This window comes from Amycolatopsis sp. PSD-21 (genome assembly GCF_055561455.1).
Genome location: NZ_CM145712.1, coordinates 4062066 through 4083781, shown reverse-complemented (window position 1 = coordinate 4083781; position 21716 = coordinate 4062066). Strand labels below are relative to the sequence as shown.

Annotated in this window: 16 protein-coding genes, 1 tRNA gene and 1 pseudogene; 13 read left to right on the top strand and 5 right to left on the bottom strand. The window is 65.7% G+C overall.

Annotated elements, in window-relative coordinates; translation table 11 throughout:
* Window positions 1-9 precede the first annotated feature (9 nt).
* Genes ACZ1DY_RS19355 through ACZ1DY_RS19345 form a run of 3 tightly spaced genes read right to left on the bottom strand, consistent with a single transcriptional unit; the run spans window position 10 to window position 3214 of the window.
* Window positions 10-849, bottom strand: coding sequence for an LLM class F420-dependent oxidoreductase (locus tag ACZ1DY_RS19355; RefSeq protein ID WP_465485239.1), 840 nt, complete (start codon window positions 847-849; stop codon window positions 10-12).
* 44 nt (window positions 850-893) lie between these two features.
* Window positions 894-2060, bottom strand: a complete 1167-nt coding sequence (locus ACZ1DY_RS19350; RefSeq protein WP_465485238.1) for a CaiB/BaiF CoA transferase family protein — start codon at window positions 2058-2060, stop codon at window positions 894-896.
* Window positions 2057-3214 carry an acyl-CoA dehydrogenase family protein gene (locus tag ACZ1DY_RS19345; protein WP_465485237.1) on the bottom strand — a complete coding sequence of 386 codons (1158 nt, stop codon included), beginning with the start codon at window positions 3212-3214 and terminating at the stop codon, window positions 2057-2059. Before ACZ1DY_RS19345 ends, ACZ1DY_RS19350 begins: the two co-directional genes overlap by 4 nt.
* A gap of 102 nt (window positions 3215-3316) precedes the next feature.
* Between ACZ1DY_RS19345 and ACZ1DY_RS19340 the strand changes: the two genes are divergently transcribed.
* Both ACZ1DY_RS19340 and ACZ1DY_RS19335 read left to right on the top strand, forming a co-directional pair.
* Window positions 3317-3661, top strand: a complete 345-nt coding sequence (locus ACZ1DY_RS19340; RefSeq protein WP_126731258.1) for a hypothetical protein — start codon at window positions 3317-3319, stop codon at window positions 3659-3661.
* Window positions 3662-3722: 61 nt separating this feature from the next.
* Complete coding sequence (locus tag ACZ1DY_RS19335) at window positions 3723-5096, top strand: alpha/beta hydrolase (RefSeq protein ID WP_465485236.1); 1374 nt, start codon at window positions 3723-3725, stop codon at window positions 5094-5096.
* Here ACZ1DY_RS19335 and ACZ1DY_RS19330 read toward each other — a convergent pair.
* Together ACZ1DY_RS19330 and ACZ1DY_RS19325 are read right to left on the bottom strand one after the other, a co-directional pair.
* Complete coding sequence (locus ACZ1DY_RS19330; protein ID WP_257487359.1) at window positions 5093-5752, bottom strand: S1 family peptidase; 660 nt, start codon at window positions 5750-5752, stop codon at window positions 5093-5095. The genes ACZ1DY_RS19335 and ACZ1DY_RS19330 overlap by 4 nt on opposite strands.
* A gap of 76 nt (window positions 5753-5828) precedes the next feature.
* Window positions 5829-6851, bottom strand: coding sequence for an LLM class flavin-dependent oxidoreductase (locus ACZ1DY_RS19325; protein WP_465485235.1), 1023 nt, complete (start codon window positions 6849-6851; stop codon window positions 5829-5831).
* 230 nt (window positions 6852-7081) lie between these two features.
* Between ACZ1DY_RS19325 and ACZ1DY_RS19320 the strand changes: the two genes are divergently transcribed.
* From ACZ1DY_RS19320 to ACZ1DY_RS19270, 11 genes and pseudogenes are all read left to right on the top strand, one after another.
* A tRNA-Leu gene (locus ACZ1DY_RS19320) sits at window positions 7082-7165 on the top strand.
* 111 nt (window positions 7166-7276) lie between these two features.
* Window positions 7277-7741: an AbrB/MazE/SpoVT family DNA-binding domain-containing protein gene (locus ACZ1DY_RS19315; protein WP_465485234.1), complete on the top strand. Its 465-nt coding sequence runs from the start codon at window positions 7277-7279 to the stop codon at window positions 7739-7741.
* Window positions 7738-8778 (top strand): tyrosine-type recombinase/integrase, encoded by a 1041-nt coding sequence (locus tag ACZ1DY_RS19310; protein ID WP_465485233.1) that lies wholly within the window; start codon window positions 7738-7740, stop codon window positions 8776-8778. The genes ACZ1DY_RS19315 and ACZ1DY_RS19310 overlap by 4 nt, the downstream gene beginning before the upstream one ends.
* Before the next feature lie 314 nt (window positions 8779-9092).
* Window positions 9093-13742, top strand: a complete 4650-nt coding sequence (locus ACZ1DY_RS19305; protein WP_465485232.1) for a tetratricopeptide repeat protein — start codon at window positions 9093-9095, stop codon at window positions 13740-13742.
* Window positions 13743-13912: 170 nt separating this feature from the next.
* A pseudogene (locus tag ACZ1DY_RS19300) lies at window positions 13913-15168 on the top strand (IS701 family transposase).
* A gap of 927 nt (window positions 15169-16095) precedes the next feature.
* Window positions 16096-16920 (top strand): hypothetical protein, encoded by an 825-nt coding sequence (locus ACZ1DY_RS19295; protein WP_465485231.1) that lies wholly within the window; start codon window positions 16096-16098, stop codon window positions 16918-16920.
* Entirely contained in the window at window positions 16917-18089 is a 1173-nt protein-coding gene (locus tag ACZ1DY_RS19290; protein WP_465485230.1) for a M16 family metallopeptidase, read from the top strand. Before ACZ1DY_RS19295 ends, ACZ1DY_RS19290 begins: the two co-directional genes overlap by 4 nt.
* A complete protein-coding gene (locus ACZ1DY_RS19285) occupies window positions 18086-19192 on the top strand; it encodes a hypothetical protein (protein ID WP_465485229.1) in 1107 nt (368 codons plus the stop codon). Before ACZ1DY_RS19290 ends, ACZ1DY_RS19285 begins: the two co-directional genes overlap by 4 nt.
* Window positions 19189-20133, top strand: a complete 945-nt coding sequence (locus ACZ1DY_RS19280; RefSeq protein ID WP_465485228.1) for an ABC transporter ATP-binding protein — start codon at window positions 19189-19191, stop codon at window positions 20131-20133. The genes ACZ1DY_RS19285 and ACZ1DY_RS19280 overlap by 4 nt, the downstream gene beginning before the upstream one ends.
* Window positions 20133-20897, top strand: a complete 765-nt coding sequence (locus ACZ1DY_RS19275; protein WP_465485227.1) for an ABC transporter permease — start codon at window positions 20133-20135, stop codon at window positions 20895-20897. The genes ACZ1DY_RS19280 and ACZ1DY_RS19275 overlap by 1 nt, the downstream gene beginning before the upstream one ends.
* The gene (locus tag ACZ1DY_RS19270) at window positions 20894-21691 is read left to right on the top strand and encodes an ABC transporter permease (protein WP_465485226.1); all 798 of its coding nucleotides are present in this window, start codon (window positions 20894-20896) and stop codon (window positions 21689-21691) included. Before ACZ1DY_RS19275 ends, ACZ1DY_RS19270 begins: the two co-directional genes overlap by 4 nt.
* The last annotated feature ends 25 nt before the right edge of the window (window positions 21692-21716 follow it).

The following is a 21716-nucleotide window of genomic DNA, read 5'->3' as shown; positions in this document are numbered from 1 at the left end:
AACAGGCTCTCAGCGCAGCGGTTCGAGCACCTTCGCCAGCGGCTCCAGCACGGCGGGGGTGTGCGGCGGCGGCAGGTAGATGATCGCCAGGTCGAGGCCCACTTCACCGAGGGCTTCGGCGTCCGCGGCGACCTTGGCGTAATCCCCGTCCGTGCCGAGGCGGACGTGCGAGGACAAGGTGATCTCCTTCGGATCCCGGCCGATGTCCGCGCAGTGCCGGTGCAGCACCTCGCGCTTGTGCGCGAACTCCTCCGGCGTGCCGCCGACGAAGTTCCAGTGCTGGGCGTACTTCGCGGCCGTGCGCAGGGTCCGCTTCTCGCCGCTGCCGCCGATGCAGATCGGCGGATGCGGTTTCTGCACGCCCTTCGGTTCACAACGGGCGTCGGTCAGCTGATAGTGCTGACCCTGGAACGTGGTGGTCTCCTGGGTCAGCAGGCCGACGAGCACCTCGCACGCCTCCTCGAACCGGTCACTGCGTTCCTTGATCGTGCCCAGTTCCATGCCGTACGCGCCGGATTCCTCCTCGTTCCAGCCGGCGCCGACGCCGATCTCCAGCCGTCCGCCGGAAACGATGTCCAGTGTCGCGGCCATGTTCGCGAGAAGCGCGGGGTGGCGGTAGTGGATCCCGCTGACCAGCGTGCCCAGCCGGAGCCGTTTCGTGGCCTGCGCGAGCGCGGTGAGCGTCACCCACCCTTCCAGGCACGGACCGGTCGAATCCGAGAAAATGGGATAGAAGTGATCGAAGGTCCAGCCGGATTCGAAGAGCTCGATCTCGTCGGCGGCCTGCCAGACGGCGAGCATGTCGGCCCAGACGGTGTCCTGCGGCGAAGTCTTGATGGCGAATCGCATGATCTCGAGCGTAAACCTGGAGTTCCTCCAGTCGCTCCCGGAATTCAGCGGGCGATGCCCCGGCGAAGGTAGTCGTCGGCGTCCACTCCGGACTCGACGAGCAACGCTCGCGTGTGTTCGCCCAGCGCCGGGACGTCGCCCATGCACGCCTCGAAATCGTCGAAGGTCACCGGTGGCAGCAAAGCGTCGATCCGGGCGGATTCGGTGCCGACCTTGCGCCACCGGTCGCGCGCCCGCAGCTGGGGATGATCGGCGACCTGGCCGACGTCCTTGAGCTGGGCGGCGGGAACCCCGGCCGCGGCGAGCTTTTCGTCGAGTTCGCTGTTGGACCACAGGGAGGTCCGGGCCGCGACGGCGGCGTCGCATTCCGCGCGGTGGGCCACGCGCCGCACGTTCGTGGTGAAGCGCGGGTCGTCGGCGAGCTCGGGCGCGTCGAGGACGTCGGTGACGAGGGTGCGCCAGCCGGTGTCGTTCTGGACGCCGATCAGCATCTGGCCGTCGCGCGTGGGAAAGGCGTCGTACGGCGCGATCGAACTGTGGCTCAGCCCCATCCGCTCCGGCTCGGTCCCGGCGTACATCCGGGTGTTGAGCGCGTATCCCATCCATTCGACGGTGGCCTCCAGCATGGAGACCTCGATCGTCGCGCCCTCGCCGGTGCGCCAGCGGCGCAGCAACGCCGCCAGCACGGCTTGCGCGCAGTACATGCCCGAGGCGATGTCGGCGGTCGGGATGCCGGTCTTCGCCGGGGCTTCCGGGGTGCCGGTGATCGCGATGAGCCCGGCCTCGGCCTGGATCAGCATGTCGTAGGCCTTGCGCTGCTCCATCGGCCCGCCCGAGCCGAAGCCGGACAGGTTCACCACGACCAGCTCCGGGTGATCCGCCCGCGGATCACCGAAACCGAGCCGCTCCGCCGCGCCCGGGGCGAGGTTCTGCACGAACACGTCGGCCTTCGCGACCAGTCGCCGGACGACGTCGCGGCCTTCGGCGGTCTTGAGGTCGACGGCGAGCGACTCCTTGCCGCGGTTGAGCCAGACGAAATGCGCGCCGCTTCCGTGTACGGCGTGGTCGTAGGCACGCGCGAAATCCCCGCCGTCGACGCGTTCGACCTTGATCACGCGCGCGCCGAGATCGGCGAGGTTGCGGGTGGCCAGCGGAGCGGCGACGGCCTGCTCGATGGCGACGACCGTGACCCCTTCGAGTGGCCGGGTCATGCTTTCTTCTTCGCGGCCCGCACCAGGCCACCGCCGATGATCAGCCGCTGGATCTCACTGGTGCCCTCGTACAGCCGCATCAACCGGACGTCGCGGTAGATGCGTTCGACCGCGACCTCGCGCATGTAGCCACTGCCGCCGTGCACCTGCACCGCCAGATCGGCGGCCTTGCCCGCCATTTCGGTGCAGAACAGCTTCGCCGCCGACGGCGCGATCCGCCGGTCCTCCCCCGTCACGTACGCCCGAGCCGCCTCGCGGGCGAGCGCCCGGCCGGCGAGCACACCGGTCTGCTGATCCGCGAGCATCGCCTGCACCAGCTGGAAATCCCCGATCGGCGTACCGCCCTGGGTCGCGGTGGCGGCGTCGGCGACCGACTCGTCGAGCGCCCGCTGCGCCGTCCCGACCGCCAGGCCCGCCATATGGATCCGGCCGCGCGCCAGCGACGTCATCGCCGCCTTGTACCCGACCTCACCGTCCCCGCCGACCAGCGCCTCCGGCCCGACGCGGACCTGCGAGAACGTCACGTCCGCGGTACGCGAACCCTCCTGCCCCATCTTGGCGTCCTTCGCCCCGACCGTGATGCCAGGCGCGTCCGCGGGCACCAGGAACACCGCGATGCCGGTGTCGATACGCGCGAAAACCACGAACAGCCCGGCCTCGGGGGCGTTGGTGATGAACTGCTTGCCACCGTCGATCACCCAGCCGTCGCCGTCCGGCTTCGCGCTGGTCCGCAGACCGGCCGGGTTGGAGCCGGCACCCGGCTCGGTGAGCGCGAACGACGCGACGACCTCACCCGACGCGATGCCCGGCAACCACCGCGCCCGCTGTTCGTCCGTGCCGAACCCGACCAGTACCTGCCCGGCGATCCCGTTGTTCGTCCCGAACATCGACCGCAACGCCAACGACGTGTAACCCAGCGTCATCGCCACCTCGACGTCCTGCACCAGATCGAGGCCGAGCCCGCCCCACTCCTGCGGGATCGCGTACCCGAACAACCCCATCTCCGCGGCCTGCGCCCGCAGGTCGGCCGGGATGGCGTCCGTGCTCATGATCTCCAGCTCGCGAGGCATCACGCGGGTGCGGACGAAGTCGTCGATCTGGGCGAGGACGTCCGCGAAAACGTCGTCGGGGACGTCGGGGTTGCCGGTGTACATGCCGCTCACTATCGATCACCGACCGGACTTCGGTCCACCTCCAAGAGTGGATCCGGCCGCGAGACCTACCGGAGATGTTGATCACCGTCCTAACGTCGAACCATGCGTACACGTACCGCTTTCCTCGCCGTCGCCAGCGCCGTCGCCCTGTGCTTCACGATCCCCGCGGTGGCTTCCGCGGCCGAGGGCGAATTCACCTACCGCTACTACGACGAAGACGAAGAGCTCCAGATCGGCGTCCTGGTGGACCCGCCCAGCGGCGAATGCATCGAAATCCCCGAAATCGCCGACTGGGACGTCGACGCGTTCCGTCCGCGCAACGACACCGACTCGACCGCGGTGGTGTTCCTGGACGACGACTGCAAGAGCGACTCCTACTTTTCGCTCCGCCCTTACGGCGGCCGCGGTTCGGACCGGCTTCTCCTGCGCTCGGTTCTCTTCAGTTAGGCCGACCGGACCTCGACACTTCACCCGGCGCGGCGAAAGATGAGCCGCGGGGGTGGTCGTCATGGCCCGACGTGGTCTCGTTCTCCTGGCCCTGTTCACGATCTTCCTGGGGCTGCTGGTTCCCCGCGCCGCGGCCGCCGAGCCGGTCACCAGGTACGAGGGCGAACTCGAAGGCGCGCGCTATCTGGTGCTGGTTCCGGAAAACTGGAACGGCACGCTCATGCTGTGGAGTCACGGGATGTACTCCCTGGCGTATCCGGAGCCGGAGCGGATCGCGCTGACCTCACAGCCCACGACGGAGTCGTATCTGCTGGAGCAGGGGTACGCGCTGGCCGCGTCCCAGTACCGGACCGTGCGCGGCTGGTCGATCGAGGAGGCGCTGACCGACCAGATCCGGTTGCACGACTGGTTTTCCCGCACGGTCGGCAAGCCGCGGCGGACCATCGCGACGGGCGAATCGGTGGGAGCGATCACCGCGACCCTGCTCGCCGAGCGGAACCCGCGGCGGTTCGCCGGGTTGATGACCTTCTGCGGCAACCTCGCCGGCGGGGCCGCGCACTGGAACTCCGGTCTCGATCTCGGGTTCGCGCTGAACACGCTGCTCGACGCGCGGCTGGACCTGGTGCGGATCGCGGATCCCGCGGCGAACGCTGGCCGGTTCACCGACGTGGTGCGGGCCGCCACCGCGAACCCGCATGGCCAGGCCCGGCTCGCGCTGGCGAACGCGCTGGCCGAAATCCCCGGCTGGTTCGACGCCACCCGGCCCCGTCCGCAGGCCGTCGCCGATCAGGTTTTCTGGCAGGGCGTATGGGATCGCTTCTACCGCGTCAGCGCTTTCGGCGTGGACAGGGTCGCGCTGGAGCAGCGCGCGGGCGGCAACCCGAGCTGGAACGTGGGCGTCGACTACCGGCGGATCCTCGCGAAGGCCGGCGAGCGGCCGCTCGTGGAACGGGCCTACGCGGAGGCTGGACTCGACCTCGACGCCGACCTCGACAGGCTGGCGAAGGCACCGCGAATCGCGCCCGATCCGGCCGCGGTCGGCTATCTGGCGCGGTTCGGGCTGCCGCTCGGACGCACGCCGGTCCCGGTGCTGACCATGCACACCGTCGCGGACGGCACCGCGCCGGCGGCGCACGAACGCGCCTACGCCGAACGAGCCGGGCAGGGCGGCGATCTCCGTCAGCTGTTCGTGAACCGCGCCGGGCACTGTGTGTTCACCGCGTCCGAGGAGATCACCGCCCTGCGCACGCTGGAGCGGCGGCTGGACGCCGGACACTGGCCGTCGGACGGGCCCGCCGCGCTGAACTCCGAGGCCGGCAAGCTCGCGCCGGAACACCAGACGATCTTCGACGCCGTCGGGGAAGCCCGGGTGACGACCACCCCGGCGTTCGCCCGGCATTCCCCTCCCCCGTATCCGAGGGTCCTGCCGTTCTAGGTGCCGGTGACGAGCGTCAGGCCGTAAGCCGACAGGACGCGGTTGACCGGGTAGAAGTAGGTCGTGCCGCCGCTGGAGCAGTTCCCGCTGCCGCCGACCAGCACTCCCTGCGCCTGCGTCCCGCTGACGAACGGTCCGCCGTGGTCACCCGGCTCGGCGCAGACGGACGTGCGGGTCAAGCCGGTCAGCGTTCCTTCGGGGAAAGTGATCGACACGTTCTTCGCCTGGATGATCCCGCAGTGCCAGCCGGTGGTCGCGCCGTACCGGCACACCGACGATCCGACCGGGGCCTCGACCGACCCGGTGATCGTCACCCGGCTGTCGACGGGCGGGATCGAGCCGACCAGCCGCCAGTCGGTCGTATTGGTCACGCGGATGACGATCGCGCCGGTCGGCGGGACCTGAGTGCCGACGACCACCCCGACCACCCGGCCCGCACTGCGGATGGTGTCGCCGGGTCTGCCGCAGGCGGAACTCGCGATCAGGTAGCCGGTCTTGCCCGAGACGGCGGCGAACCCGGCCGTGCACCGAGTCGCGGCGCTGCTCTGCAGCACACTCCCGCCGCCGAGCGGGGCTTGAGCGCTCGCGTGCGCGGTCGCCGGGAGCGCCAGGCCGAACGCCAGGACCAGGCAGGACAGGGATCGGGGCAGTCTCACGGGGCCCTCCGCTGGCCGGGGATGCCCCGATCGTAACGAGCGGGACGGCCTCTACCCACCGCCGAACCGCGCATTCTCAGCGCCAGCCGAGCTCCGGTGCCACGTGCGTGAGGATGCTCTCCAGGACGTGCGCGTTGTAGTCGACGCCGAGTTGGTTCGGGATGGTCAGCAAGAGGGTGTCCGCGGCCTCGATCGCCTCGTCCTCCTTGAGCGCCCGCACCAGCTCGTCCGGCTCGGCGGCGTACGACCGCCCGAAGATCGCCCTGGTCGTCTCGTCGATCATGCCGACCTGGTCCCGAGAGTTCCGGTCACGGCCGAAATACGCGCGGTCCAGGTCGTTGGTCAACGCGAAGATGCTGCGGCTGACCGACACCCGCGGCTCGCGCCGGTGGCCGGCCTCCTTCCAGGCTTCGCGGTAGGCCTCGATCTGCTTGCGCTGCTGAACGTGCAGCGGCTCGCCCGTCTCGTCGTCCTTGAGCGTGGAACTCTGCAGGTTCATGCCCTGCTCCGCCGCCCACACCGCGGTCGCGTTCGAGCTGGAACCCCACCAGATCCGCTCGCGCAGCCCCTCGGAGTACGGCTCCAGCCGCAACAGCCCCGGCGGGTTGGCGAACATCGGCCGCGGATTCGGCTGCGCGAACCCCTCGCCCTCGAGCAGCTTGAGGAAGACCTCGGTGCGCTGCCGGGCCATGTCCGCGACGGTCTGCCCCTCCTCCGGCCCGTAACCGAAGTACCGCCAGCCGTCGATCACCTGCTCCGGGGATCCCCGGCTGACCCCGAGCTGAAGCCTGCCCCTCGAAATGAGGTCGGCGGCGCCCGCCTCCTCGGCCATGTACATCGGGTTCTCGTAGCGCATGTCGATCACGCCGGTGCCGATCTCGATCTTCGACGTCCTTGCCCCGATCGCCGAGAGCAACGGGAACGGGCTGCCCGCCTGCCGCGCGAAGTGGTGCACCCGGAAGTACGCGCCGTCCACGCCGAGCTCCTCGGCCGCGACGGCCAGGTCGATCGACTGATGCAGGAAGTCGGCGGCGGACCGCGTCTCGGAGTGCGCGCTCGGCGACCAGTGGCCGAAGGACAGGAAACCAATCTTCTTCACGCCGTTGTCAGCGCCCGGTGCCCGGGTTTGATTCCCCATGGCCTGCTACTTACTGCGACAAGCCGTCACGCTTCGCACTTTATGCTTCCGACCTGGGGATATGTGACCATTTGGGCACGCGGAGGTTGCCAGAGGGTAACCGATCATCATCTCAATGTAGGTCTGCGTGACGATACGGACCCCCCTGATTGAGGCCTCCAGGGCGACGTATACTCTTCTCACATCAGCAAGTCCGAGTGGCGGAATGGCAGACGCGCTAGCTTGAGGTGCTAGTGTCCTTAACGGACGTGGGGGTTCAAGTCCCCCCTCGGACACACTTTCGTGGCATCACTGCTACGACGAACGTATCGGTGCTTCAACGCACTCCAACACCCTGAATCGGCATTCTGCCGGACCACGCGACGCCTGCGGCGGCGGTGGTGGGCATGACCGGCGCTGTGATTGCCCCGGTCGCTTTCCCGGCTACGCGTGCCCAGGGCGGGCGTGGCCCGATGGCCGCGTCGAACCGGCCGCTGCCGTTACCCACCGTCCCCACGCCGCGCACCGAGACCGCGGTGTACGGAATGGCGGCCGTGGACTGCCGCGGGCGGGTCGCCGACCGCACGGTGTTCGCCGCGCTGGACTGGGTGGCCGGGACACCATTGGCCATCAGCGTCACCGACGGAACGCTGGTGATCGGCACCGACCCCTGCGGCGTGTTCGGCATGACCAGCCAGGGACATCTACGCCTTCCCGCACATGTACGGCACAGCTGCGAACTGGGCTCTGGCGATCGCGTGCCGCTGGCCGCCTACCCCGATCGCGACGTGCTTCTCGTGCACCCACCGACGGTGCTCGACCTGCTGCTCACCGACTGCCACGTAACGCTGCTGGGCGGTGGTCCCGCATGACCGCGGAACATCACCAGAGCGCGACGGCGGACCGGGCCGCCGATCTCGACGCCGCCAGGCTGCTGCTGGCCCGGATGGGCGTCACTGCCGAAGACCTCATCAGCGAGCCGGTCACCCGGCCATTGCTGCCGACCTTCGCCGAATACATCCCCGTCGTGCCCGACGCAGTCTCTGACGGCACCCGTCGCGTATACACCTCCTACTGGAACCGGATCCTCGAACACTGGGGGCACCGCCGCCTGGACGAGCCGACACCGTCGCAGATCAAACACCTCGTCGAGCACATCAAGACCAACGTCGTCGCCCGCCGCAACGCCCGCGGTGGGCGCAGCGCGGGCGAACACCTCATCGCCGCCCTGCGCTGCCTGTACCGGCACGCCGAAGACGACGAACTCATCGACCCCGCCAACAACCCGGCCCGTAAAGTCGCCAAACCCCCGCGACTGCCGTCCACGCGCCGCGCGGTCGCGGGTAACCGGCTGGCCGAGATCAACCACACCGCCACCACCACCGGCAACGACCCAGCATTGGACACCCTTCTGCTGCGCTTGCACACCGAAACCGCGTGCCGCCGCGGTGGCGCCCTCGCACTCCGGCCGCAGGACCTCGATCCTGCCCAGTGCCTGATCTTCCTCCGCGAAAAGGGCGAGACGGTCCGCTGGCAGCCAGTCTCGCCCACCCTGATGGCTCACCTGCAACAACACGCACACGACCGTCGCGCGCCACGCGACGGGCAACTGCTGCGTTATCGCAACGGGCAACCGATCACCAGCCGCCGCTACGACCACCTCTGGACACGGCTGGGCAAGCACCTCCCCTGGGTGGCGACCCAGCAAATCTCCACCCACTGGCTGCGCCACACCACCTTGACCTGGGTCGAGCGCAACGTCGGGTATGCCGTGGCCCGTGCCTACGCCGGACACAGCGACCACAGCAGCGATACCGGAACCACCACAACCTACGTCCGCGCCAGCATCAACGAAGTCGCAGCAGCGCTGGCCACGCTCACGGGAGAATCACACCCCCTCGCCGCGTAGTTCATGCTCTCCCACAGGCCGCGTGAAGTTCACCCCATCGAGTGTGTTCCGGTGGTCCTAGACGGGCCTGAGCCGCCTATCTCGGCTGCTCTGGACCGAGTAAGGCGGTCGGCCCCGTCGTCAACTGTGCCCCTCTAACCAGCGGTAACAGCGCACTATCCCAGTCTTAAGGCCGCACAGTTCGTCATCAGCGGCGGAGTACCGGCGTCCTACGTTCCCCTATCCTCGGTCCACCTTCACGGTCCTGCGAGACCGGATCTCGAAACGTTCCCCGTGGGCTGTCGGGGGTGGTGAGTACCTTCTCGGCAACAGTCATGAGCAGTATCCAGCGGATCTTCGTTCCGGAGGGAAGTCCTGTGGCCCAACACAAGACGGTTACCAGCCAGACGATCATCGGCGAGCAAGGAGTCACTTTGATTGCGGCTCGCTGCCTTGATATGGGGTTTCTCTTCCATCCTCGTCGAATTGATCATGGCATTGACGGGCATATCGATCTTGTCGATCGATCCAACGGGAGGTTGCTGAATCGGGCGTTGCTCGTGCAGAGTAAGGCACAGAACCGCCCATTTTCTTCCGAGACAGATGAGAAGTTTCGGTATGTCTGCAGACAATCCGATCTTGAACTGTGGTTGGCCGGCAACGTTCCAGTCATCTTGATCTTTTCACATCCGGCCGAGGGCGAAGCATGGTGGGTCGACGTGCACGCGGCTTTCCCTGATGCCGCGAGTCGTCAGTCTCGAGCTGTTGTAGTCGATAAGCGGACTCAGCGTTTCGACGCGAGCGCGGCGCCCGCACTCCTGCAGTTGACCGGCAGCAATCATGCAGGATGGCAGCCTGCCGCTGACGCGTCATCGCCTCTGGCGGGGCTGTCCGAAGGAGAGCTGCCTGTTCCTCGCCTGGAACCGGGGCCCGACCAAGATCTTTGTCGGAAGTTCTCTGTCGGACCGCTGTTGTCGCCGGAGTCTTCCTTCTGCGGCCTCCCACGGGATGTATCCAGACTGGTCGGCCGAGAAGAGCCGCTCAAACTCGGGATGGGGTGGTTGTCGGATCGTGGTGACAACGGTGGTGGAGGCCCGGTTGCCGTGATTACCGGACCCGCCGGTGTGGGTAAGACGGCCTTCGCCGTTCATCTTGCGCGCAAGGTCGCACACGTCTACCCCGACGGCCAGTACTTTCTGAGCCTGACGTCGCTTGCGGTTGAGCAGGGAGAGGTTAATCTCCCGGAAGCAGTCCTGAATGTCCTCGACACTAACTCCGCGCAGCGTTGCCAGTCTCGACACGAAACGCTGATGCGGCTACGTGCGCTTCTCAGTGACCGTAAGACGCTGATTGTGCTTGACGATGTGCCGTCCGAAGGAGCCGTACGTGATCTTTTCACGATCGAGGGACCTTTCGCCCTGGTCTGCACTAGTCGATCCCGATTGACTGGGTTGGCCACGACCGGCGTGCGATTCCTCGAACTCGGTCCCTTGACTCAGGATCACGCGGTGCAGTTGGTCACGGACACCGTGCCCGCTGACCGACTGACTGAACAGGAGGGCCAAGTCCTCGCGGACGTCTGTGGCGGGCTACCGCTTGCGATCCGGATCGCGGCCTCGCGTATCGCCTATCGTCCGCGGTTGAGCGTCGAAGACTACCTGCACCAATTGGCAGACCCCGATCACGGCGTGCATGCGCTACGGACGGGCGACAGCTCGATGCAAGCTATTCTGGAAGACGGTTTCTGTTCGCTACCGGACGAGCAGGCCAATCTGCTTCGGCTGCTGGGCATGCTGCCGAATACCAGTATCCCTGTGAACGTAATTGTGGCGTGCATGTCCGTGGACTCCGACGCCGCAAACGCGGGACAGGTGCGATACACGAACGATCAGATCGATTATTTGTTCGAGCGCAATCTTCTCGAGCAGACCCATACCGATAGGTATCGTCTACACAGCGTGGTGCACCGCTTCGCCCGCGGTAAGGCTCTGGATGCTGACCAAGGCTGGCGTGAACGCGTTCTTGATCACGGTTGCCTTATGTATGCCGCACGAACCCATCATGCGCTTTCGGCGATCGGCTTTACCGATCAAGAAGCTCGCACTCCTGCCGTCAGCAACTCTCACGCGCTGGCCCAGCTGGAAGAGGACAGGCCAGCAATGGTTGCACTGGTTGGCTTAGCGCGCCGAGCTGAACGCTGGACAGCAATGGCCAGCCTTGTAGCCAGCATCACTCCCGCGCTACACCACCGTAGCTGCTGGACCGATCTTCAGCGCGTGTACGAATACCTGCGCGAAGCTGCCTCACGGACCGGCAACGCCGAGTGGAAAGCCGTCGCCCTACTCAATCTCGGCGTCATTGCAAGTCGCCGCGGCGATGCCGAGGACGCTGTTTCACTATTCCGTCGCAGCGCTGAGCTCGCTGGCGAGGTCGGCAACTTTTTCCTCGCGTACTCAGCCGCGAGCGCGTACGGTACCCTCTTGATCAACCAGGGCCGCCCTGCAGAAGCAATTCCCGTGTTCCGTGAGCAACTCACGGCATGGCGAGTCCTCGTCGCCGATACCCAGTTGGCACGCACGCTGGAAAATTTGGGGATCGCCTACTCGCTTACCGGCGACTGGCGACGCGCGGAACGGTACCTCCGTAACGCACTCGGAGTCGCCCGGCGGAGCAAGTTGGCTGGACTCTTTCCCACCTTGAGTCTCAGGCTTGCGTCGCTGCTCCGCACCACCGGGCGCCGCGACCAAGCTCAGCAAGAATGCTGTACGGCCCTTGAGTGTGCTCGCGCCGTCGGTGATCGAAATGGCGAGGCCGCCGCACTCACTGAGCTAGCCCTACTGCAACAAGGCCGCGAATCTGCAACGACCTCGACTGAGTCCTTGGCAAACGCTCTTCGGATCTATGAAGAAGTTGACGACCTCTATGGTCAGGCCAGCACCCATCGCCTCCTCGGTGCCATTGCGACGAGGGACGGAGACATTGACGAGGCCTTTACCCGCTTTCACCGGTGCATTGAGATCGCTGACAGTATCGGCGCAACCACACAACTGTCTTTGGCTCTTTCCCAGCTGGCCACACTCTATGGCGAGGCGGGCCGTCACGAGGAGGCAGAAGAACTCTTCCAACTGGCAGAAGAAGCCTCCAGCGGATCAGGAAGCCATCTTGTCCTCTCTCAACTCCGCGACCGTCGCGCAAACCTCTTCCGGCAATCAGGCCAGACCAATAAGTCCATCCCGCTACTACGAGACTCCGTCCGGATGCTCGAAAAAACAGGAAACTCCGATGCGCTCGCAAATGCGAGAGCGCTTCTCGGTGAGGCATTAATCCACGTCAACCAATGGGAGGAAGCCGCGCAAACTCTCCGCTGCGTAACCGAGGCCCCATCGGACACTGTCGATCCTGCAATCCGAGCATCAGCCCTGCGCTTCCTTGCCATACTTTACTCGAGTCGGCAACTCTGGCACGAAGCACTGGACACCGCAAGGCAGGCCCTTGCATTGGCGCAAGACTGCGGAGCAACAGGTGAAGAAATGCACTGCCGGATCACACTCGGCGGCGCACTCGCACGAATGGGCCAATGGCAGGACGCACTCACAGAATATGACGCGGCCCTACCTTCCGCCGCTGACCGAAAGGATCTGCAGGCCTTGCTGGCCGCGTCTTCTAACATGGCGACGTGCTATTTCAAGCTCGGCGACGTCGATCGTTCGGTCACGCAGCTGCGGCACGCCATCGAGCTCGCTCACGATCTAGGCTCCGCCGAACGTGAAGCACAACTCCGCAACAATATCGGCGCCAACCTGGCGACCATCGACAGGACAGCTGAAGCATGTGAAGAATTCAACAAGGCTTACACCATTGCGCGCGACCTGAAAAATGTCAGCCTACGCGCAACGGCGGCACTAAACCTTGCTCGAGCATTCAAAACCTCTGAAGACAGAGAGGTTGCCGAAACGCGGGCCCATGAGGCGCGTAATCTATTCCAGTTAGTAAAAGAATGGCGATCCGCCGCCGAAGCGCTCTCGCTTGAGCTGTCGATTAAGTATGACTCTCCGGATGGGATGGACCTGGACGGCGCGATGTCCTATCTCGCCTCCGAGGCGGAGGATATCCCTTCACAGGTCAGGTCCGCGTTCTGGGCATCGCCTGAGATCAGGCAAGCAAACCTCGAACGCGCGGCAGACGTAGCTGGGACCCTGCGCACGCAAGTACACATCAGCGATATGGTTCGGCGCGCTTTGGCAGGATTCGACCTAGATGCCCTGCGCAGGATGGTCACCAACTCACGTAAGTCGTGCTGCATGTGCGGACTTCCCATCGTCGATGCGGGGATAGCCGAACTCATGCTGGTACATCACATAGAGCGGGCACCCATGAGAGCCATGGTGGCACACCCCGCATGTGCCACCTCCTCAATCGTGCAGGCCACAAGTGATCCAAAACCACTTGAGTCAGTTCGATTCGAAGTTGAATGCAGCATTATTCACAATAATATCCCCGCGATCCTTATTGATTGCCACGGCGCCGAGACCTTCGATTCTGACGGTAAACCCCTTGACCTGATGCTGGATCTACTCCGCCGACGCGGTTTCGCCGACATTCAGGACGTTATCTCTTTCGACGCGCCAAAGTCCGGCCAGTCACCAATTCGCCAGGTACCCCAGAAGCAGATGTCCGCTCATCTAACCGGCGACCGACTAACACTGCAAGTCGACGGCAAGCCCTTGCTGCCCGAAATGCAACTATCTTTCCTGTCCAACTGGTACCTAGCCACCTGCAATGGAACGTTGCTATGCGGCTTCGGGCGCAACCTACGAGGCATGTCCTGGGAGAATCCCGAGTTTCTAGCCCGAGCTATTCAAAGAAACGAATTTGTCGCAGCTGCCGTCAGACTCGATGTTACCCACCCCGGCCGGAACGCTGCATGTGTCTGCACACCAAGAACGGGACTAAAGTACAAAAAGTGCTGTGGGCGACCGTCCTGAACGGCACGGGTGATGTCTTCCCTAGTACCCCAGCCGGACTTCGTGATGTCGCTGGTGGACCGCTTGTAGGCAGGTGCGGCCACCAGTTGATCATGGTCGGTTGTGTGGACTAACCCTGATCGGCTGGTGGCCGCGGGTCCCAGCGCCCTCCCCCTGACCGGTGGGCGGTGATGTTCGAGGAGATGATCAGCCAGATCGCCGACAGGTTCACCCGCGTCGAGCCCTGCCGACAAGCACGAACCCTGCTACTCGGGCTGCTGTCGGACCTGCCGCACAAGAACTGCTGGACCATCTCCGAACACGCCGACGACGACACCCCCGATGGGATACAGCACCTGCTGCGCAAAGCGGCCTGGGACGCCGAGGAGGTCCGCGACGACCTGCGCGACTACGTCACCGGACACCCTCGGCGACACCGGCGCCGTGCTGGTCGTCGACGAAACCGGCGACCTCAAGAAAGGTGTTCACACCGTCGGAGTGCAACGCCAATACACCGGAACCGCGGGTCGCATCGAGAACGCCCAGGTCGCGGTCTACCTCACCTACGCCACCGACACCGGCCACGCGTTCATCGACCGGACCCTCTACTTGCCTAAGTCCTGGACCACCGATCCCGGCCGCCGCACCGACGCAGGAATCCCCGAGGACACCGCGTTCGCGACGAAACCGGCGCTGGCGACCACCATGATCGGGCGCACTCTCGACGCCGACGTCCGCGCACAGTGGGTCGCCGGGGACGAGGTTTACGGAGCCGCCCCCACCTGCGCAAGGCCCTCGAACAGCGCGGTGTCGGCTACGTTCTCGCTATCGGCCGCGACCGCCGGGTCAGCACTCCAGCCGGTGTGCTGCGCGCTGACGGTGTCGCCGCGAGGCTGCCCAAACACGTCTGGCAACGCCTCTGCGCCGGCCCTGGGGCAAACGGGAATCGCTACTACGACTGGGCTTTCACCGACATCGACACCGACGAGCCCGACGGGCACCGGTGGCTGCTCATCCGCCGCCACCGCACCACCGGCGAGCTGGCGTTCTACCGCTGCTACGCACCCGAACCCATGCCGCTACGGGTCCTGGTCAAGGTCGCGGGCCGCAGATGGACAGTCGAGGAATCCTTCCAAACCGGCAAAGGTCTCACCGGGCTCGATCAGCACCAGGTCCGACGGTGGACCTCCTGGCACCGCTGGACGATCATGGCGATGCTCGCCCACGCCTTCCTCGCTGTCGTCGCATCCACCGAACGAAACCCCAAGTCCTCGACCGCCGGGTGGATCTCATTAGCCTGCACGAAATCCACCACCTCTTCACCACACTCATCAGCCGACCCGCTCTCGACGCCGCACACCGAATCGGCCGCTCAAGATGGCGCGGACGCCACCAATACCGCGCCCAGCAAGGCCACTACCAGCGACAATCAACCCACGAACCATGACCATCACGAACTACGACTGGAGTACTAAGCAGCGCCACGCCGACCCGTCCCGCCCTGTCGAGTTCCTTCAGTATCACCCGGCACAGCGTCATGGACCTCATCGCTCACTGTCACCGGAGGCCTTGCCCGCCCGATCCGCGCCTCGTGCTGCCGCATAGCCCGATGCCGCGCGAGCGTCCTTGCACAGTTACCGAGCCGCCAGACGGTGCCGCTGCGCCATCTCGTCAGCCTTATCCGCTAAACTGAGAAGGAGGACTTTGTCGACCTCAGGGCCTGTCCATACTGCAGGTCTGGACAGGCCCAACTCTTCGACATGAGTCGAGTGGTGGCCCACTCACGTGCCCCCTGCGAGCCGACAACGAGATCGGCGCATCGGGTTATGGCGACTGACCCCGCTCGCCGTCGACCACTTCATCAGAGTCGACATTCAGATTCAAACCAGTACGTTCGCCGAGAAGACCGCTTTAGGTAAGCGAGTTTTGCTTCCTGCCATCCGCTGGGAAAGCAATCGGACGAACGAGCAATTTACTCTCTGCAACCGAACGCATCAACGTCGACCATGCGTCGCTACCGCCGCACAAGACACTCCATCAGATGTGACGGGCATCACGCTTCATTGACTCTTATTGCTCGCCCTCACCGTTTTCCGTAACGTCGATCACGCCTGTGGGTGACGTGGGGGTGGGAAGTCCTGCAGGGTATCACCGGAGGGGGATTCCGCGCTGGCTGCGCGCGGTCGTGTGCTGATGTCTCCCTTACACCATCCCCTTTCCAGCGTGCCCGCAGTGCGGGCACGCCGACGTGTGAGGAGGGAATCATGACCGCCAACCTTCGCCCGAAGGTCGTCATCAAGAAGAAGTGATCGATGCGGGGGCGGGACGTCCTTGTCCCGCCCCCGCGCGTCGCACCGAGATCGAGGGATACGTGTTGGGACAACAGGAGTTGACCGCCAAGCTACTCGACGCACATGTGACGGCGGAGGTCGCTGCCGCCCTCGTCGAGTCCGACCTGGTCACGACCGTCGGCGACATGCTCATTGTGCTCACTCCCGCCGTCGACGAGATCACCGGACGACCGCGGATACTGGCCACGCCTGTGACATCGAAAGTCCTGGCACATAAGGGCGTGGTGGATGAACTGGTCCGGATCGCACTAGATCGTGATCCCTCCTGCACCGAACTGCTGCTAGCTGTCCACGGCACGCCTCCGCACCCCGACGCGTCACCACACATGAGGTGCGTCCTTGCAGGTCCCACGGTCGCGTACTCCACGCCTCCACCGGGGTGGTCCGTACGCCCGGCCGCCGTCTCCGACCGAGTGGATGTGGTCCCACTTTTGATCAGCGCCCTGGTTCGCGGCTATGCGAACCACGGCGCCGATGTCACAGAGGACGAAACCCGTTCCCACGCCGAGGGTCTCTTCGACTCAGCTTTGGCTGAGGGCGCCGTTTTCGTGGCATATAAGGACAACAAGTTCGTTGGGCACGTGACCGTGCTAGCCGACGCCGACGAACTTACCGGCGAGCAACGCCTCGAACTGTTCGATCTCTATCTTCTGCCTTCCGGCCGTGGCGGCAGCGCGTGTCTGACTTCGGCCGCGATCCGCCTGTCCAGGGAGCGCGGACTTCCCTTGCGCGGCCACGTTTCCGGCAGCGGCGAGGAAGCGGATGCGGTACATGCAGCTCTGCTGAAGAAGGGTTGGTTGCCCGACACCGGCTATTGGTCGGTCCACCTGGCCGGGGCCTTGACATGACGGCCCTCATCTACCGGCCTGTGACAGACCCCCGCTTGAGGACCGCGGCGATCTGTCTGACAGTCGGTTGTGGCTCGCGGGATGATCCGGACACGCTATCCGGCGTGGCACACCTGTTGGAACACTTGCTGATGACGACCCCGTCGACGCGAGAGCTGCCCGTAGTTGAACAGGTGGAACGCCGCGGCGGCCGGGTCGACGCTGAGACCGGAATGGACCGCCTCCGCTTCGAGGCAAGGGTGCCCGCCGAGCACGCACGTGAGACCGCCCGTCTGCTCGTGGACGCGGTGTTGCGTCCGTCGTTCACCGAGGAGACGCTGCGGACCGAGCGCAATGTAGTGCTGACCGAACTAGCCGGCGACGCCGCTGATCCGGCCGACTCCGCGCAACGCGCCGTGCTGGACGCTCTGTTCCCTGGTCATCCGTTGGGCAAGCCTGTCGCGGGCGATGAGGCTGGTGTACGAGCGACGGGGCTCGCCGACATAACACAGCACCACAGTATGATCTTCACACGCCGACCAGCCAGCCTGGTCGTGGTCGGTCCGCACACCCTGGTTTTAGACGACCGCCCGGAAACCCCATGCGCCGCTCGGCAGCCGACCCCATTGCCGCCGGCTGTCCACCGTCCCCTGTGTTGGCCGGTTACGTTCGGCTGGCTTTGCTTGGGTGCCAGGTCTCCAGCTATCGGCGATCCCCGTCGACCAGCCTTCGACCTACTGGCCCACCTGCTGGGTCCCTCCTCGGCTTCACCCCTGTTCCGCGAGCTACGTGGGGTGCTGGGGCTGGGGTACGCCTTTGAGGTGTGGGACCGGGCATACGAAGAGGCAGGCGCCTGGCGGGTCATTGTCGGGGTTGAGCCAGGGACGGGTCCCCGTGTGCTCGACGCGGTCACCGGGGTCCTCGACCAAGTGGCCGCGGGAGCCGTCGCCGAGGACGACTTCACTGCGGCCTTGCACCGCGCCGGCATGGAGTTGCTGCTGCGCGCGGAGAACCCAGGGCTTCTTGCCCGCACTGTCGCTGACCGCTTGCTCGACGGTGAGCCGGATCGGTCGGCCGACGACGAGCTCGACCGCCTGCGGGCGGTGTCCATCCCGGAACTTTCCCGCGCCGCCGCCGAGGTTCGCGCGGGCCTCGTGACTGTAATTCGCCCGGAAGGCAGTTCGGCATGACATATTCGCCCACAAAGGACCAGGCAACCCTAGACCTGGAGCTGTGCCTGCGGGTACTGGGTCTGGAGCCGGACGAGCACCCACGACAGGTCGTCCGCGCGGCTCGCGAGCAGGGGTGGTCCTTCCCTGTGCTCGCGTTGTCGCTATTGAAGCTGGCGGGCGTAGCTCTGGGCAGTGGCTCAGCCGACGAACTGCGCCGGGCCCGCGCGCGGAAGGCGCGGTACGCGGGAATCATCGATGAGTTGGTCGCGGTCTCCGCCGGCCGTGTCGTGAAGGGCACTTCTCTTGCAGAGTTGTACCCCGTCGGAGTGGAGCGAGCCGTCGGCGACGTCGACTTCGTCGTCTCCGACGAAGGGGCTCTGTGGCGGGCCGCGTCAGTGGTGCTTGAAGGGAACCCAGTCGAGACGATCAACATCTCGCTGTTCGGACAGCCCGACCCCAGCGTGCTGGTCGTGCTGGAATGGCCGGGCGACGACCCGGTTCTCGACAACGACTACCAGATCGAGATCTGCACTACGGCCTTCGCAGGCAACGCCGGAGAGGTCAGTGTCCGCCGGGGCCTTCCGGAGGACCGTACGCAGGCCGACCTGCTCGCGTTGGCAGAGGAACGCTTCCAGCGGCCCTTCAATGCCAAGGACGTCTTGGACGTCGCCGTGCTCGGCGCGCGGACGCCTATTGACACGGCCGGGATTGTAGAAGCGGCACTACGCTGGACGTTGGCGCCGGAACTGGTCGAATTGTTCGAGAAGGCGGAAGAGTTCGGTGTGCTTGGCGGCCTGGCACCCACGCTTCCCGATCTGCGCGCCCACGCGAAGCAAGAACTGGTGCGGCGGGCAGAGTGGACCCCACCGACCGTTCCGGCTGGCACAGACCGGATCACGGCAGCGCTGTCAGCGGGCAAACCCGTCGGCGGTCTGCTGCTGCGCCGCGTCGACCGTCGAGATCTTCCTGTGGTCCGAGTCCACCACCACCGTGACGGCGCGCTGTTAATCACGCCCATCGGAGATTTCATGCTGACCGACGTGTCCCTGGTCGACGAAGAAGACCACGCCGCCGCGCTGGGCGAATTGGCCCGGCTCGACGCGACGGGTGCGCTGTCGTGAATGCGGTAGAGACACAAGAACTGACCAGGGTTTACAAAACCAAGTCCAAGCCGCCTCGAGTCGCGCTCGACGCCTTCTCACTCACTGTGGCTGAGGGCGAGGTACACGGCCTGCTCGGCCCGAACGGTGCGGGCAAGACGACGCTGTGCAAGATTCTGTCGACGGTTCTACTGCCCACCTCCGGCACCGCCCGTGTACTGGGCCACGATGTCGTCGCGGACACCAAGGCCGTACGCCTCCTGATCGGCATCGTGTTCGGCGGGGAGCGCGGCCTTTACGGCAGGCTCACCGCCCGGCAGAACTTGCGCTACTGGTCCGCGTTGTACCGTCAGCCAACCGCTGTTGGGCGAGAACGTACCGAACGACTACTGGCGCGAGTGGGTCTCGCCGACCGCGCAGACGAACGGGTCGAACGGTTCTCGCGCGGCATGAAGCAGCGCCTGCACCTGGCCCGTGGCCTCATCGGCGACCCGCGCATGGTGATCCTCGACGAGCCGACCGTCGGCATGGACCCGGTGGCCGCGCACGACTTCCGCACCTTGGTGGGCGAGCTGAGCGCCGAGGGGCGCACCGTGCTCATCACCACGCACGACATGGCCGAGGCGGAAGCCGTCTGCGACCGCGTGTCCCTTGTGGATGGTGGGCGGCTGGTCGCGACAGAGAACCCGCGCACCATCGGCCGCTGGCTGAGCGTGTACGAGCGTGTGGTGGCCGAGGGTGTGCCGGCCGACACCGTCACTCGGCTGCGGGCGTTGCCCGGTGTCACCGACGTCGTGGGCGACACCGGCCGAGTCACCGTGGAGACCAACGCCGAAGGTGCGAGCGGCGAGGTGCTGAGGATGCTGGTCGCCGCAGGCGTCACCTCGGTCAGCACAGGCCGGCCTTCGCTGACCGACGTTTACTTGCACGTAATCGGTGACCGGGGCAGCGTGGTGCGCTGATGCGGGTCTTCGTCGCCGCCGCAGTGTTCCAGGGCCTGACGGCGCGCAGGCTAGCTGACCTTCACGCCCTGGTGACTGTGCCGCTGTTCACGCTCGCGCTGGTGTCCATCATGATCGCCGCCGGCCGGGACGATCTCGCGCCGAACGCCGTCGTCGCCGCGTCCGTGATCGCGGTCTGGAATATGGCGTTGCTGGTATCCGGCGAGATCATCAGCGGTGAGCGGGAGAACGGCTCGCTGGAGGCGTTGATCGCGGCTCCAGCGCCGCTGTCCGTCGTAGTGCTGGGCCGAACAGTCACCACCACAGTCGTGAGTCTGCTGTCGCTGTTGGAGAGCGTGCTGGTAGCCAGGCTGGTGTTCGGCGTCCGCGTTACGGTCGAGCACCCCGGGGTCTTCATCTTCACCCTGCTCGCGACCACCGTAGCGATGGTGGGCACGGCGACCGCGTTCGCCGGTCTGTTCGTGCTCGCACGGTCGGCGCGAACCTTCCAGAACTCGCTGTCGTATCCGTTCTATCTACTCAGCGGCGCGGTGGTGCCGGCAGCGCTGCTACCGGAGTGGTTACAACCACTCTCCCGCCTCATCTTCCTGTCGTGGTCGACTGACTTGATCCGAGACTGCCTACGGGCGACGGCCGTACCCAACTCCGCGGTCCGGCTGGTAGTCGTGCTCGTCCTCGGCGCGGCGGCCTACGCCGCCGGAGCTTTCGCGCTGATACGCATCGTCAACCGGGTGCGTGCCGATGGAACGGTGGGATTCGTGTGATCGCCGACCACACCCGTGTCCTGCGCGGAGCACTGATCAGCGCGTTCGCCGACTTCCGTTCCATCTACACCTGGCGGACGTGGGCTTTCGCCTGGTTGAGCCGGATCCTGGTTCAGGTGGCGTTCTTCGCCGTCGTTGGGCGTCTGCTGGAATCACCGGAGCGGACCCAATTCCTGGTGGTAGGCAACGCGGTCTACATCGCCGCGATGGTGGCGATGCTGGTATGCGCCTCGACGGCGTGGGAACGCCAGGCAGGGACCCTGTCGCTGCTGGTCGCCTCACCGAGCCACCCCTTCACCGTGTTCGCCGGACGCAGCGCCCAGTGGGTCGTCGACGGCACGGTGTGCGCATCGGTGTCGCTGCTCGTACTCGGCCCGCTGTTCGGCCTGTCCGTGCCCGTCGGCCGGCTGCTCGCAGCCGTTCCGCTGATCCTGCTGGTATCGGTCTCGACGTACTGCTTCGGCCTGGTGTTGGCGGGATTGGTGCTGCGCAGGATGGAGTTACGCAACCTGGTCGGCAACTTGGCCAGCCTGTCCCTCATGGTCTTCTGCGGTGTACAGGTACCTGCGTCGTTCTGGCCCGCGCCGGTCGCCGCCGTGACCTCGGGCCTGCCACTGACCCACGGCCTCCAGGCGGTACGGGAACTGCTGGCGGGTGCGCCCGCTGGCCACGTGCTGGGACTCGCGGCTCTGGAGGCCGCCGTGGCGGCGGGCTGGCTGCTGATCGCACTGCTGACCTTCCGGTGGTTCGCCGAGAGCGGGCGAGCCGACGGGTCGATCGAGTATGGGGAATGACCGCCTGTAGGCGGAGCACGAGGAG

Bases quoted from the DNA above. Each gene is read 5' to 3' on its own strand.
- ACZ1DY_RS19355 (WP_465485239.1), bottom strand. From the start codon at position 849: ATGCGATTCGCCATCAAGACTTCGCCGCAGGACACCGTCTGGGCCGAC.
- ACZ1DY_RS19350 (WP_465485238.1), bottom strand. From the start codon at position 2,060: ATGACCCGGCCACTCGAAGGGGTCACGGTCGTCGCCATCGAGCAGGCC.
- ACZ1DY_RS19345 (WP_465485237.1), bottom strand. From the start codon at position 3,214: ATGTACACCGGCAACCCCGACGTCCCCGACGACGTTTTCGCGGACGTC.
- ACZ1DY_RS19340 (WP_126731258.1), top strand. From the start codon at position 3,317: ATGCGTACACGTACCGCTTTCCTCGCCGTCGCCAGCGCCGTCGCCCTG.
- ACZ1DY_RS19335 (WP_465485236.1), top strand. From the start codon at position 3,723: ATGGCCCGACGTGGTCTCGTTCTCCTGGCCCTGTTCACGATCTTCCTG.
- ACZ1DY_RS19315 (WP_465485234.1), top strand. From the start codon at position 7,277: ATGACCGGCGCTGTGATTGCCCCGGTCGCTTTCCCGGCTACGCGTGCC.
- ACZ1DY_RS19310 (WP_465485233.1), top strand. From the start codon at position 7,738: ATGACCGCGGAACATCACCAGAGCGCGACGGCGGACCGGGCCGCCGAT.
- ACZ1DY_RS19305 (WP_465485232.1), top strand. From the start codon at position 9,093: ATGAGCAGTATCCAGCGGATCTTCGTTCCGGAGGGAAGTCCTGTGGCC.
- ACZ1DY_RS19290 (WP_465485230.1), top strand. From the start codon at position 16,917: ATGACGGCCCTCATCTACCGGCCTGTGACAGACCCCCGCTTGAGGACC.
- ACZ1DY_RS19285 (WP_465485229.1), top strand. From the start codon at position 18,086: ATGACATATTCGCCCACAAAGGACCAGGCAACCCTAGACCTGGAGCTG.
- ACZ1DY_RS19275 (WP_465485227.1), top strand. From the start codon at position 20,133: ATGCGGGTCTTCGTCGCCGCCGCAGTGTTCCAGGGCCTGACGGCGCGC.